Here is a 13,341-nt window from a genome sequence, read left to right on the forward strand (position 1 = left end):
ATGTGAAAGCCGGTGAAAGTGTGGGTTATGGCGGAAACTGGACCAGTGAACGTGATACCAAGGTTGGTGTTATCGCGATTGGTTATGGTGATGGTTATCCTCGCACTGCACCTAATGGCACTCCCGTGTTCGTTAACGGTCGAAAAGCACCGATCGCAGGACGAGTATCAATGGACATGCTAACGGTTGACCTCGGACCTGATGCGGCAGATAAAGTCGGTGATGAAGCGACTCTGTGGGGTAAAGATTTACCTTCAGAAGAAGTGGCTGAACATATCGGTACTATCGCTTACGAGTTAGTTACTAAGCTGACTTCGCGTGTTGCGATGGAGTATGTGAAGTAACCATGGATTTTGATAAGTAAATTATGTTCAAGCGAACGACTCGAAACTGGCTAATGTCTGCAATGACATTACTCGGTGTCAGCTTTTCTTCTCCCGCTGCGAGTGAAGAAAAAGATTCAGCCTTTGTCCCTTTCTATTTTAGTACTGAAACTTTGGGCAATACCTTTGGGGTTGCGGGTGTCGCAAAGGGTGTTTGGCAACCTCAAGCCGCTCTGTTTGGTATGGCACTCTATTCAGACAAAGACAGTTATGTCGGTTTTCTATCGGCCTTTAACTACGCTTTGTCTGAGAATGTTTTATTCAGTACTCAGATGTACCAAGCGCGCTTCAACGACAATCCTTATTACATAGGCTCTCAAGGCGATAACGATTCATCTATTGATGATAAAACCATTGCCGATGGCTTAGAACAGAACTATCAGTTTGAATTCAAGTATTTGCTACCTTGGGGCAATGTTGCAGAACATGGCTTGTTAGGGGCTTTTCAGCCAATCAAAGATGTGAGTTTTGCTTCGCCAGTCGAGTCGGGTGTCAGTTCGATTATCTTCACGCCTTTTTATACGGCACGTGAGCTAGAAGGTTTAAACAACACGGAAGAGGCGACAGGCTTTAGTCTGGCATTGGATTGGGATAACCGTGATAGCACACGTAACCCAACCACGGGCTCTCATACTAACCTTGAGTTCACAACAGGCGCAGAGAGTTGGTCTAACGATGATTTGTGGCTTAAGTGGACCTTCCAAAATAGCCAGTACTTTGCTTTAGGTCCTTTAGGGGACCTATTCGATCAACAAGTTTTAGCATTCGATTTCTATACGGCTGACACGCCTACATGGGATAACTGCTCTGGGCAAGATTGTGCTCGCCCACCGGAGACAGAACAAGCTCGATTAGGTGGCTTGTATCGATTACGAGGTTATACCGGAGGCCGTTATCACGGTCGCTCTGCAGTGCATTACTCTGCAGAGTATCGAGTGCTTCCTGACTGGCAACCTTTGGGCGATATCCCACTGATTAACTACTACGACTTGCCTTGGTGGCAATGGGTAGCGTTTGCTGAATTAGGGCGCGTTGCAGATGAATACGACATCAAAACACTGCACTCGGACATGAAATGGAGCTTAGGTGGCGCAGTGCGTTTCCAAGTGGAAGGCATTGTTGTTCGTGCTGAGTTGGCGCGAGGTGGTGACGAAGGGACCTTTAGGGTCATGATAAACCAGCCTTTCTAAGCCTATCTAAACTAAGCAAAGCTTTAGCCGTTAAATTTTTCTTATTATTAAAGGGTGATACATAATCGTGTCACCCTTTTTTGTTACTTATCGTTCTGTTTATTAAGAGCTTATTACTCTTGGGTTGTTATGATTACTCACCTTGAATAGTCGCAATCACAGTACGGCTGCCACCACAATCTCGATGCTCACCTAAGTAAATGCCCTGCCATATTCCTAAAGCTAAACGGCCGTTGCTAATCGGTATTGTCACACTGGTGCCAAGTGTCGATGCTTTAATGTGGGCGGGCATGTCATCATCGCCTTCATAGGTGTGTCTGTAGTAGGGCGCTCGTTCGGGAACAAACTTATTGAAGTGCGACTCCATATCAGTACGGACGGTAGGATCAGCGTTCTCGTTTAGCGTGAGGCTGGCTGAGGTATGTTGGATAAAAAGATGTAATAAACCAACAGATAAAGAATTGATATCGTGTATCTGTTGTTCAATTTCATCAGTAATGAGATGAAATCCACGCTTTCGTGCATTTAGGTGTATAGTCTTCTGAATCCACATACGCCATCCTTTATAATGTATTTGGAAAAAAAGTGGTTTAACGCTATCTTTTGAACTTGAATTTATCAGGTATCGCTCACATTTAATTATGTTAGAGCTAGAGTCAGTGCCGATTCTTGTATCAGGAAATCTAATCCTGATTTATCTCAAGGTACAGCTCTTCATATGCGGCATAATACGTCGTGAAAAAAAATTACAAAGAATCTTTCAGTGGTGACGCGGTTTGGTCATCACAGAAAAATATAAACTTTCGCCTAATCGGGGGTTCTATTCATCACTCAGGTGACGTTTAGAATAAAACCTACAGTAACATCGGGATAGATACCATGTTGAAAAATATCAACCCAACGCATACACAAGCGTGGAAAGCTCTAACTGCACATTTTGAGTCTGCTCAAGATATGGATATGAAAGAACTGTTTGCTCAAGATGCAAAGCGTTTCGAGAGCTTTTCTACTCGTTTCGGTTCTGACATCTTAGTGGATTACTCTAAGAACCTTATCGATGCTGAAACTATGCAGCACCTATTTGCTCTTGCGAACGAGACTGAAGTTAAGTCTGCAATCGAAGCAATGTTCGGTGGTGATGCAATCAACAAGACTGAAGGTCGTTCAGTACTTCACACTGCTCTACGTAACCGTAGCGACAACCCAGTAATGGTTGATGGCAAAGACGTCATGCCAGCAGTGAATGCAGTACTAGCAAAAATGGAATTGTTCACCCACCGCATCGTTTCTGGTGAGTGGAAAGGTTACACAGGTAAAGAGATCACTGATGTAGTTAACATCGGTATCGGCGGTTCGGACCTTGGTCCATACATGGTGACTGAAGCTCTAACGCCATACAAAACTCGTCTAAACATGCACTTCGTTTCTAACGTAGATGGCACTCACATCGTTGAGACACTTAAGCCTCTAAACCCAGAAACAACGCTATTCCTAGTTGCATCTAAAACATTCACTACTCAAGAAACAATGACTAACGCGCACTCTGCACGTGATTGGTTCTTGGCTGAAGCGGGTGATAACGCACACGTAGCTAAACACTTCGCAGCACTATCAACAAACGCAACAGCAGTAGCTGAGTTTGGTATTGATACTGACAACATGTTCGAATTCTGGGACTGGGTTGGTGGTCGTTACTCATTATGGTCTGCAATCGGTCTTTCTATCTCACTATCTGTTGGCTTCGATAACTTCGTTGAGCTACTAGAAGGTGCTCACGAGATGGATAACCACTTTGCTTCAACTGAGTTTGAAAGCAACATTCCAGTAATCCTTGCGCTTATCGGTATTTGGTACAACAACTTCCACGGCGCTGAGTCAGAAGCAATTCTACCTTACGATCAATACATGCACCGTTTTGCTGCCTACTTCCAGCAAGGCAACATGGAATCGAACGGTAAGTTTGTTGACCGTGAAGGCAACCCAGTAGAGTACCAAACAGGTCCTATCATCTGGGGTGAACCTGGTACAAACGGCCAACACGCTTTCTACCAACTGATTCACCAAGGCACTAAGCTGATCCCATCAGACTTCATCGCGCCTGCTATCAGCCACAACCCAGCATCTGATCACCACCAGAAGCTAATGTCTAACTTCTTTGCTCAAACTGAAGCGCTAGCTTTCGGTAAGACAAAAGAGACAGTAGAAGCTGAATTCCTAGCGGCGGGCAAAACAGCTGAAGAAGTGGCTGAGCTAGTACCTTTCAAAGTATTTGAAGGTAACCGCCCTACGAACTCAATTCTTGTTAAGCAAATCAACCCTCGCTCTTTAGGTAACCTAATCGCGATGTACGAGCACAAGATCTTCGTTCAAGGTGTTATCTGGAACATCTTCAGCTTCGACCAATGGGGTGTAGAACTTGGTAAGCAACTAGCAAACCAAATTCTTCCAGAGCTTGCTGATGATGCTCAAGTAACGTCTCACGACAGCTCAACGAACGGTCTAATCAACGCATTTAAAGCGCTTAAAGCTTAATTGAGTTGATAGCACAAAAAAACGCCAACCTTCGGGTTGGCGTTTTTGTATCTGTAGAGCAAGCAATGGTTAAATCGCAGGTAATAAAAAAGGCTGGCATTATGCCAACCTTCTTTGATTTGATACTCAGAACTGCTAGAAATAAACAGTTGTTATTCGAAACAGATCTCGATGAAAGCATTACCCCATTGAGATGAGAAAGGCATGATGATGATTGCCCCATCACACTTGTGACGAATCGTATGACCTTTACCGGAAACCACGATTGGCGTTGCCATATCGAAGTCAAAACCGCTTTCTGCAAGAATACGTTTTGCACCGCCAGTCACCATGTTAGTGATTTCACCCACCATATCGGTCACTTCTTCGTTGAGGCCGTTTGGTCGTTCACCGAGCATGTTTTCCATGATTTCGAGAGCGAGACCTTCATCAAAGGTGATCGACATAGAGCCACGAGATTGTGTACCAACCATACCAATTAGGCCGGATACATCACCACGAGCGATTTCATCTTTCTTAACTCTCGGTTTTTGTGGCTTCAATTCTAGAGAAGCCATCGTTTTTAATACGTTCATCAAAGAAGCTAAAAACGGGTTTACAAATTCAGCGCGCATAATGTTCTTCTATAATCTTATTCTTTCATCTCGGAGGAGCAAGATTGGCAAATGCCATGCGATTCAATGACATGATTCGTCAATTGAAAGCCATGCTTCTCAGCGTTACTGGCGAGTAGGGTGACAAGCGCATCGTCTTGCAGTTCTATCACAGTGCCACATTTATCGCAGATCAGTAGTTGGGAGAAATGTTTGTTGGCATTGCAAGAACAGCAGCATATGAAGCTATTGGTTGACTCAACTCGGTGAATGAAACCTTGTTCCAACAAGAAATCCAAAGCGCGATAAACTGTAGGAGGCTTGGCCTGTGGTTCACTGACTTTCAACTGCTCTAATAATTCATAAGCACTGGAGGCTTTTTTATTAGAGAGGATGAGCTCAAACACTCGCTTTCTTTGAGGTGTTAATCTAACGCCTCGCGATGCGCATATCCCTTCAACTTGCTCTATTAATGTGTGGTCCAAATTTTTCACCATTCAATCGGACATCCCTAATCAAACCTTATTTCTAGGTTACTACGTTTTGGGAGCCAATGATTTCTATTAAAGTCAGGTACAGAGCGTATTGTGACCCACGACTTTGAATAAGACAAGGTAACTCAAAATGACAGTGTGACTCAAGGCATAACTGATTAATGAGGTTGAATTAGAGATCTGGTGAATAGGTTTATAAAAAAGTGTGAGGCAAAGTTCATATAGCACAAATAGGGCATAGCATTTACAATAGCCGACCTTGCTTTTGCTGGGTATTCCAGCATATTTTTTTGACTCGCTACTAGGGTACTTTGCCATGACACATTCATGTAGGTTGTCTGTCGCTCCAATGCTCGATTGGACTGACCGCCACTGTCGTTACTTTCACCGTTTGCTTTCTCAGCAGACTCTTCTGTACACGGAAATGGTAACAACGGGCGCGATCTTACATGGTAAGGGCGACTTCCTAGAATATAATGAGCAAGAACATCCTCTTGCACTTCAACTCGGAGGTTCAAACCCGGTTGATCTTGCGGCTTGTGCGAAACTTGCGGGTGAGCGCGGTTACGATGAAGTGAACCTTAACGTAGGTTGTCCTTCAGACCGAGTTCAGAATGGTCGCTTTGGTGCTTGCCTAATGGCTGAGCCAGAGCTGGTGGCAGATTGTGTGTCGGCGATGAAAGAAGTCACTGATATCCCAATTACCGTGAAAACGCGTATCGGTATCGATGACCAAGACTCTTATGAGTTTTTAACTAAGTTTGTTTCGACGGTTTCTGAAAAAGGCGGCTGTGAGCAATTTACTATTCACGCGCGTAAAGCGTGGTTGAGTGGTCTTAGCCCGAAAGAGAACCGTGAGATCCCACCGCTAGATTATGATCGTGCATATCAAATCAAGAGAGACTTCTCTGATCTGGTGATTGCCGTGAATGGTGGCATTACTACTCTTGAGCAAACTAAAGAGCACTTGCAACACCTTGATGGTGTGATGATCGGCCGTGAGGCTTACCATAGCCCGTTTATCTTGGCTGAAGTCGATCAGCAGATCTTTGGTTTAGACACGCCAATCAAGAAGCGCTCACAAGTGGTTGAAGAGATGTACCCGTATATCGAACGTGAACTTTCAAATGGCGCAAGCTTAGGACATATCTCTCGTCATATGCTTGGTTTGTTCCAAAGCATGCCTGGTGCAAGACAATGGCGTCGCTACATCAGTGAAAATGCACATAAGAAAGGTGCAGGTATCGAAGTGATGCAAACGGCATTGGCTAAGATCCCTAAAGAGTTAAATGTTTAATCTCCCTCTAAGTTAAAAGCTTAAGGCTAAATTCGCCATTAGAGGCTAAATTTACCACCACAAGTTTCCGAAAAGCCATGCATGAAGATGTGTGGCTTTTTATTTATCTGATAAATAAGGGTTTTGTTGGATTGGCATACTTGGTATGGAAGCTGCAATGTTAGAAAGTAGGAAAGATAGGTCATTAACTCATTAGGGAGACCATTATGTTTGAATTAATCTTTGTTCTTATTTTCGTCGCAACTCTACTTGTCACTGGTATCACGTTTATGACGGTATTGGCTGCAACCGGAGTCGCGTTATTAGTCATGTTGGTCTTAGGTATGATGGGCGTCGTGTTTAAGTTACTGCCTTGGTTGATCGTGATTGCAATCGGTGTGTGGTTTTTCAAAAACTTTGTACACAGTTCTAACCAGAGACGTTATTAAGGTCATCGTGCCGTCAAATCTTTACTCGTCAGCGGTTTATCGTTTGAGAATTTAAGATGTGTGGTAGAATTTTCCCCAATAATCTATGAATGTGCATACAATTAGCACTACGATATGGAATTGGAGCTATCTCAAATGAATAAAATGCCATTAATTGCTTTAGTGGGAATGCTATCTTTAAGTTCAGCAGTGTCTGCTGCCGAAGAGTTTTCTTACACGGCTAAAGTCGGTGCCGATATGTGGTGGGGAAGTACAAAGCTAAACGAAGTTAGACAAGATGACGACTCTAACTCACCTTCGTTGTATTTCGCATTTGAGCATAATGCCCCAATGCTCCCAAATGCTAGCTTCCGTTATACCTCTATTGATGCGGACTCGTTGGCTTTTGATAAGTACGACTACACGTTTTACTACACACTGTTAGAGCACAAGTTGATGAACTTCGATGCTGGTGTGACGTTTACTCAATACTCAAACTCTAATTACATTGAACCAAAAGCGACGGGTGCGAAAACATCGACGTTTGATGAGTTCACGTGGAGCTTCTACGGTAACGCAGAGATCAATGTGCCGGACACCAACTTCGATATCATTGGTACGATGGAGTTCGGTGATAGCAGTGGTATTAAGAGCACTGACTTGATGGCAGGTGTTCAGTACCGAATCCCTGTATCAGAATCTGAAATTGCTCTGCGTGGTGGTTACCGTGTTATCGACCTAGATTCGGATGAGTTCTTTAGCTCAGAACTAGGCAAGAGCTTTGTCATGGTCGATGGTTGGTTTGCTGGTGCTGAAGTGCGCTTCTAGTCTATATAAAGCAAATTTAGAACGAATTTTAAGAACGCCACTTTATTAAGTGGCGTTTTTTTATATCTATTGATTATATCTTTCTGGAATTAGTTAGCACATTCATCACTTTCGACCATCCTTAATACAGAGAGCCAATTTGCGTCTATTCTTATAAGGTCTATGTAGTGAGGTCAAAGCAAGGGATGGAATATGACACTCAATGAGTTGAGAAATTTATATAGAGAAAACCTGTTAGTTGAAGCCATCATAGAGCCCTCAATTCAAGAAGGGTCTTGGGTTGTGGAGTTTCGTCATATGGGTGGTGGCTTCGTTCTGCTTACTGATGTTCATGGTGAAGAATGTCATTACGCGGATTTAGACCTAGCATCTAAGTCGGCAATGGCGGTTGGCTTTCAGCAAGTTCGCATTGAAAACCAGTAGAACAATTTATGTTTCAATCGGTTTTTACTTCCAAAAAGTTATAAAACATACTTTTCTATTCTTTCTTGTTATTAAAAGGAGTGGTTAATCTATCGTCACGCAATGATTAGGGATGTCGTGACCATGTCTTTAAATAAGAAAGAGTCTTCACAAAACAATAATGCACAGTCTGGGGCTAATGAGTTACCTGGGCTAGCAGCACCACTTAATGACCAACAATTAGGTCATCTTCAGCAAACTGTTTCTGAACTGTCTTCACAACAACTGGCATGGGTCAGTGGTTACCTTTGGGGAGTGAGCCAAGCTCAGCCTGTCGGTGCTGCTGCGCCAATCGCCCAAGCGGCCGCTGCAGTAGCGGCTAAGCCAGCGGGCAAGCTCAGCATTATCTTCGCTTCTCAAACTGGCAATGCTAAAGGCGTCGCTGAATCGCTCGAGGCAGAAGCCAAGGCCTTAGGAATCGCGGTCGAGCTTTTCGATGCGAGTGATTATAAAGGTAAGAACCTAGCCAAAGAGACACACGTCATTTTCGTCGCTTCAACCAATGGTGAGGGCGAAGCCCCTGATAACGCGATTGAGTTGCATGAATTCCTTCAATCGAAGAAAGCGCCAAAATTATCAAACCTACAATACGGCGTGATTGGTTTAGGTGACTCTAGCTATGAGTTCTTCTGCCAAACCGCTAAAGATTTCGATAACTTCCTCGCTAAGCTTGGTGCGAAATCGTTTGTCGATCGCCTTGATTGTGATGTTGATTACGAAGAGTCAGCAACGGAATGGCGCGCTAAAGCGTTATCACAAGTTCAAGAAACGCTATCAACAGGTGCCGAGGCCGACATCGTTCAGTTACCAGTAGGTCAAGCAGCTGCCGGTCATTCGCAATACACCAAACAAAATCCATATACAGCGACACTATTAACCAGTCAAAAGATCACGGGTCGTGACTCGGGTAAAGATGTTCGTCATATCGAGATTGATCTTGATGACTCTGGCATTACCTACCAACCCGGCGATGCGCTAGGCGTATGGTATGAAAACAGTTCAGAACTCGCAAATCAGATTCTTTCTAAGGTTGGGTTATCGGGTATCGAAAGTGTCGATGTCGATGGTGAGAATCTATCTATCCATAGTGCGCTAGTGAGTAAATTTGAGATTACCACTTCAAACCCTCAACTTGTGACTAAGTTTGCTGAGTTATCGGGCAGCAAGAAGTTAATCAAGCTGGTGGAAGATAAAGACAAGCTTCGTGAATATGCGGGTAATACACAAATCGTCGATGTACTCGCAGAAAAGAAAACCAAGCTATCGGCTGATGAGTTAATTGGCCTGTTACGTAAGCTGACTCCACGCCTCTATTCTATTGCATCAAGCCAAGCCGAAGTAGATGAAGAAGTTCACTTAACGGTTGGTCTGGTTGAATACCAAAAAGGTGAAGAGTCTCGCTTAGGTGGAGCATCAAGCTTCTTGGCTCAGCGCCTTGAAGAAGGTGGCGAAGTGAAGGTGTTTGTAGAGAACAACAATAACTTCAAGCTACCACAAGACGACAGTACACCAATCATCATGGTTGGCCCGGGTACAGGTATCGCACCTTTCCGCAGTTTTGTTCAAGAGCGTGAAAACAATGATGCTCAAGGCAAAAGCTGGTTGTTCTTTGGTGACCGTACCTTTACTCAAGATTTCTTATACCAAGTTGAATGGCAAAAGTACCTCAAGTCTGGCGCGCTAACTAAGCTAGATGTTGCCTTTAGCCGTGACCAAAAAGAAAAGGTTTATGTTCAGGATCGTTTAATCGAACAAGCAGAGCAGGTGTGGCAATGGCTGCAAGAGGGCGCGTACCTCTATGTCTGTGGCGATGCGACTCGAATGGCGAAAGATGTCCATGAAGCATTAGTTACGATAGCGGAAAAACATGGCAACCAGAGCCGCGAACAAGCTGAACAATATATTAATGATTTACGTAAAGCGAAACGTTACCAAAGGGATGTGTACTAATGAGCAAGCAAGTAATAGAGCAAGAAGTGCTAGGTCAAGTACTTGGACCTTTGGCTGACAATGAGCGTCTTAAGCGTGAAAGTAATAACCTACGCGGTACGATTGAACAAGATCTCCAAGACCGCATAACAGGTGGCTTTACTGCTGATAACTTTCAGTTGATTCGTTTCCACGGTATGTATCAACAAGACGACCGTGATATTCGTAACGAACGTACCAAGCAAAAGCTCGAACCGTTACATAACGTAATGCTTCGTGCTCGTATGCCTGGTGGCATCATTACCCCTAAGCAGTGGTTGGCGATTGATAAGTTCGCAGACGAAAGTACCTCTTACGGTTCAATTCGTCTAACAACTCGTCAAACGTTTCAGTTCCACGGTGTCTTGAAGCCGAACATTAAGTTGATGCACCAAACGCTAAATAGCATTGGCATTGATTCAATTGCGACAGCGGGTGATGTAAACCGAAATGTTCTGTGTACGACAAACCCAGTTGAATCTGAACTTCATCAAGAAGCTTACGAGTGGGCGAAAAAGATCAGTGAACATCTATTACCGAAGACTCGTGCTTATGCAGAAATCTGGTTAGATGGTGAAAAACTAGAAACAACGGATGAAGAACCTATCCTCGGTAGCAACTACCTACCGCGTAAGTTCAAGACGACAGTTGTCATTCCTCCACAGAATGACGTAGATGTTCATGCTAACGATCTTAACTTTGTTGCAATTGCTGAAGACGGAAAGCTGGTGGGCTTTAACGTGTTAGTCGGTGGCGGCCTTGCTATGACACATGGTGATACCTCTACTTATGCACGTAAAGCTGACGACTTTGGTTTTGTGCCATTAGATAAAACGTTAGATGTAGCAGCTGCGGTGGTAACGACTCAGCGCGACTGGGGTAATCGTTCAAACCGTAAGAATGCAAAAACCAAATACACACTAGACCGTGTTGGTATTGATGTATTCAAAGCAGAAGTAGGAAAGCGTTCAGGCGTAGAATTTTCTGAAAGCCGACCTTATGAGTTTACTGGCCGTGGTGATCGCATTGGTTGGGCGGAAGGCATTGATGGTAAGCACCACTTAGCGTTATTCATCGAGAATGGTCGTTTACTTGATTTTCCGGGTAAAGCTCTGAAAACAGGTGTTGCTGAAATAGCGAAGATTCACAAAGGTGACTTCCGCATGACAGCGAACCAAAACCTGATTGTTGCGGGTGTGTCGACGAGTCAAAAGGCCAAGATTGAAAAACTGGCGCGTCAATATGGCTTGATGGATGATGCTGTTTCAGAGCAACGTAAAAACTCAATGGCGTGTGTGGCTTTCCCAACATGTCCTTTAGCAATGGCAGAAGCTGAGCGCTTTCTTCCTGAGTTTGTAACGGATGTTGAAGACATTCTGAAAAAACATGGATTACCAGAAGAAGATAACATCATCCTTCGAATCACAGGTTGTCCAAACGGTTGTGGTCGTGCAATGTTGGCTGAACTTGGTTTAGTGGGTAAGGCTCCGGGGCGTTACAACATGCACCTAGGTGGCAACAAGGCTGGAACTCGTATCCCTAAGATGTATAAAGAGAACATCACATCAGCTCAGATCTTAGAAGAGATTGATGCGCTGGTGGGACGTTGGGCTACAGAACGCAACGGCAATGAAGGATTCGGTGATTTTACAATCCGAGCTGGCATCATTGAAGAGGTGATCATTTCCAAGAGGGATCTGCATGCATAATTCTGTCGCTTCAAAATTGAAGTTAGCAGAGCTACTCGCATTGACTAAGACGGAGCAAATACTTCGTCTTGGGCAAATTAATGCTGAGTTAGAACAGCTAACAGCATTAGAAAGAGTTAAATGGGCATTAGAAAACTTGGAAGGATCACATGTTGTGTCTTCAAGTTTCGGCATTCAAGCCGCGTTAATGCTGCACTTAGTGACTCAAGCAAAACCAGATATTCAGGTTATTCTGACGGACACGGGGTATCTATTTCCGGAGACCTATCGCTTTATCGATGAGTTAAGTAAGAAGTTGACTCTAAACCTTCAAGTCTTTCGCGCCCAACAGAGCCCTAATTGGCAAGAAGCGCAATATGGAAAACTTTGGGATCAAGGTATAGAAGGGATAGAGAAGTACAACAAGCTTAATAAAGTTGAACCGATGAGAAGAGCGCTAGATGAGCTCGAGGTTGGGACATGGTTTTCCGGTTTAAGAAGAGAGCAATCTCAATCGCGTGCAAACTTGCCAATCTTATCTATCCAAAATGGTGTGTTTAAATTTTTGCCGGTAATCGATTGGACGAATAAAGATGTTCACTATTACCTAGAAGAGCATGGTCTCGGTTATCACCCGCTTCGAGAGCAGGGTTACCTTTCTGTTGGAGATACACATACAACTAAGAAGTGGGAGCCGGGTATGACTGAAGAGGAAACTCGTTTTAATGGGCTGAAACGCGAATGTGGTCTCCATGAAGATGATGGAGAGCAATATGGTTCTGGGATTTAGACTCATTGCTATTTAAAAAGCTGCCATTAGGCAGCTTTTTTAGTTTCTAGGGGATAAAATTAGAGCGATTGTGGATAAGTCTGTGGTTATTGTGTAGTTACTTTGTAGTTAAAGTTGCATAAATAAAGCTTTGAGTGTTTATTCGTCATGTAACCGTTATTTTTGCATTTTTCTTTAATAAACACTTGCCAATGTGATGAACATCTCTATAATGCCGCCTCACTGACACGGCAGATGCCACAAGGCTTCAGCGCAGAATGTTAGTTAGGCAACTAGCTTTAAGCGATAATTCGCTTCTACTTTTAGAAAGTAGAAATTAATTTTCAAAAGTGTTTGACACTGAGAATTAAATCGCTAGAATGGCCGCCTCTTCCGAAGTGATGTAAGTCACAACGAAGAGAAGCTCTTTAACAATTTAAACCTATCAATCTGTGTGGGCACTCGTTGATGAATATCAAAACGTTATTTGTTCTTTTTTCGAAAGAGCGTAATAGCAGTTACTTCGGTAACAAAATTGATTTCAATGAACTGAGTGACCAATACGTTTAACTCTTGTAGTTATTCGGCACAGTCAATTCATTACCATTCTGTTGGAATGGTAATAGCTTTAGAATTACATAGTAGTTTTGAAGTCAGTATTCGTTGAGTCACAAAATCTTAAATTGAAGAGTTTGATCATGGCTCAGATTGAACGCTGGCGGCAGGCCTA

13 protein-coding genes are annotated in these 13,341 nt (G+C 43.6%); 10 read left to right on the forward strand and 3 right to left on the reverse strand.

The window, feature by feature from the left end:
- A partial coding sequence (locus IQQ51_RS27635; RefSeq protein ID WP_322632765.1) for an alanine racemase C-terminal domain-containing protein occupies positions 1-344 on the forward strand: 344 nt, incomplete at its 5' end.
- 23 nt (positions 345-367) lie between these two features.
- A complete protein-coding gene (locus tag IQQ51_RS24040) occupies positions 368-1,573 on the forward strand; it encodes a BamA/TamA family outer membrane protein (RefSeq protein WP_193842310.1) in 1,206 nt (401 codons plus the stop codon).
- 133 nt (positions 1,574-1,706) lie between these two features.
- Here IQQ51_RS24040 and IQQ51_RS24045 read toward each other — a convergent pair whose 3' ends face one another.
- Positions 1,707-2,126 carry a secondary thiamine-phosphate synthase enzyme YjbQ gene (locus IQQ51_RS24045; protein ID WP_193842311.1) on the reverse strand — a complete coding sequence of 140 codons (420 nt, stop codon included), beginning with the start codon at positions 2,124-2,126 and terminating at the stop codon, positions 1,707-1,709.
- A gap of 326 nt (positions 2,127-2,452) precedes the next feature.
- Between IQQ51_RS24045 and pgi the strand changes: the two genes are divergently transcribed.
- The gene (pgi, locus tag IQQ51_RS24050; RefSeq protein ID WP_048610687.1) at positions 2,453-4,105 is read left to right on the forward strand and encodes a glucose-6-phosphate isomerase; all 1,653 of its coding nucleotides are present in this window, start codon (positions 2,453-2,455) and stop codon (positions 4,103-4,105) included.
- 152 nt (positions 4,106-4,257) lie between these two features.
- Here pgi and IQQ51_RS24055 read toward each other — a convergent pair whose 3' ends face one another.
- Positions 4,258-4,719: a chemotaxis protein CheX gene (locus tag IQQ51_RS24055; protein WP_017059940.1), complete on the reverse strand. Its 462-nt coding sequence runs from the start codon at positions 4,717-4,719 to the stop codon at positions 4,258-4,260.
- A 17-nt stretch (positions 4,720-4,736) separates the two neighbouring features.
- Positions 4,737-5,195 (reverse strand): zinc uptake transcriptional repressor Zur, encoded by a 459-nt coding sequence (zur, locus tag IQQ51_RS24060; protein WP_017059941.1) that lies wholly within the window; start codon positions 5,193-5,195, stop codon positions 4,737-4,739.
- A 313-nt stretch (positions 5,196-5,508) separates the two neighbouring features.
- On the opposite strand from zur, the gene dusA reads away from it, so the two are divergent.
- The 7 genes from dusA to IQQ51_RS24095 all read left to right on the forward strand — a co-directional run bounded on the left by dusA (position 5,509) and on the right by IQQ51_RS24095 (position 12,632).
- Positions 5,509-6,489, forward strand: a complete 981-nt coding sequence (dusA, locus tag IQQ51_RS24065; protein ID WP_193842312.1) for a tRNA dihydrouridine(20/20a) synthase DusA — start codon at positions 5,509-5,511, stop codon at positions 6,487-6,489.
- 206 nt (positions 6,490-6,695) lie between these two features.
- Positions 6,696-6,917, forward strand: coding sequence for an envelope stress response protein PspG (gene pspG / locus IQQ51_RS24070; RefSeq protein WP_017059950.1), 222 nt, complete (start codon positions 6,696-6,698; stop codon positions 6,915-6,917).
- Between the two features lie 135 nt (positions 6,918-7,052).
- Positions 7,053-7,724: a TIGR04219 family outer membrane beta-barrel protein gene (locus IQQ51_RS24075; protein WP_029405449.1), complete on the forward strand. Its 672-nt coding sequence runs from the start codon at positions 7,053-7,055 to the stop codon at positions 7,722-7,724.
- Positions 7,725-7,916: 192 nt separating this feature from the next.
- A complete protein-coding gene (locus IQQ51_RS24080; protein WP_004735813.1) occupies positions 7,917-8,147 on the forward strand; it encodes a hypothetical protein in 231 nt (76 codons plus the stop codon).
- A 123-nt stretch (positions 8,148-8,270) separates the two neighbouring features.
- Complete coding sequence (locus tag IQQ51_RS24085) at positions 8,271-10,136, forward strand: assimilatory sulfite reductase (NADPH) flavoprotein subunit (protein ID WP_193842313.1); 1,866 nt, start codon at positions 8,271-8,273, stop codon at positions 10,134-10,136.
- A complete protein-coding gene (gene cysI / locus IQQ51_RS24090) occupies positions 10,136-11,863 on the forward strand; it encodes an assimilatory sulfite reductase (NADPH) hemoprotein subunit (protein ID WP_193842314.1) in 1,728 nt (575 codons plus the stop codon). The genes IQQ51_RS24085 and cysI overlap by 1 nt, the downstream gene beginning before the upstream one ends.
- Positions 11,856-12,632, forward strand: a complete 777-nt coding sequence (locus tag IQQ51_RS24095) for a phosphoadenylyl-sulfate reductase (protein WP_193842315.1) — start codon at positions 11,856-11,858, stop codon at positions 12,630-12,632. The genes cysI and IQQ51_RS24095 overlap by 8 nt, the downstream gene beginning before the upstream one ends.
- Positions 12,633-13,341: the final 709 nt, after the last annotated feature.

The sequence above is a fragment of the Vibrio sp. OPT18 genome, from assembly GCF_015163615.1.
Lineage (GTDB): Bacteria > Pseudomonadota > Gammaproteobacteria > Enterobacterales > Vibrionaceae > Vibrio > Vibrio coralliirubri.

Excerpts from the sequence above, each read along its gene's own strand:
- IQQ51_RS24085 (WP_193842313.1), top strand. The coding sequence starts at position 8,271 with ATGTCTTTAAATAAGAAAGAGTCTTCACAAAACAATAATGCACAGTCT.
- IQQ51_RS24055 (WP_017059940.1), bottom strand. The coding sequence starts at position 4,719 with ATGCGCGCTGAATTTGTAAACCCGTTTTTAGCTTCTTTGATGAACGTA.
- cysI (WP_193842314.1), top strand. The coding sequence starts at position 10,136 with ATGAGCAAGCAAGTAATAGAGCAAGAAGTGCTAGGTCAAGTACTTGGA.
- pgi (WP_048610687.1), top strand. The coding sequence starts at position 2,453 with ATGTTGAAAAATATCAACCCAACGCATACACAAGCGTGGAAAGCTCTA.
- IQQ51_RS24080 (WP_004735813.1), top strand. The coding sequence starts at position 7,917 with ATGACACTCAATGAGTTGAGAAATTTATATAGAGAAAACCTGTTAGTT.
- IQQ51_RS24040 (WP_193842310.1), top strand. The coding sequence starts at position 368 with ATGTTCAAGCGAACGACTCGAAACTGGCTAATGTCTGCAATGACATTA.
- dusA (WP_193842312.1), top strand. The coding sequence starts at position 5,509 with ATGACACATTCATGTAGGTTGTCTGTCGCTCCAATGCTCGATTGGACT.
- IQQ51_RS24075 (WP_029405449.1), top strand. The coding sequence starts at position 7,053 with ATGAATAAAATGCCATTAATTGCTTTAGTGGGAATGCTATCTTTAAGT.
- pspG (WP_017059950.1), top strand. The coding sequence starts at position 6,696 with ATGTTTGAATTAATCTTTGTTCTTATTTTCGTCGCAACTCTACTTGTC.
- IQQ51_RS24095 (WP_193842315.1), top strand. The coding sequence starts at position 11,856 with ATGCATAATTCTGTCGCTTCAAAATTGAAGTTAGCAGAGCTACTCGCA.
- zur (WP_017059941.1), bottom strand. The coding sequence starts at position 5,195 with ATGGTGAAAAATTTGGACCACACATTAATAGAGCAAGTTGAAGGGATA.
- IQQ51_RS24045 (WP_193842311.1), bottom strand. The coding sequence starts at position 2,126 with ATGTGGATTCAGAAGACTATACACCTAAATGCACGAAAGCGTGGATTT.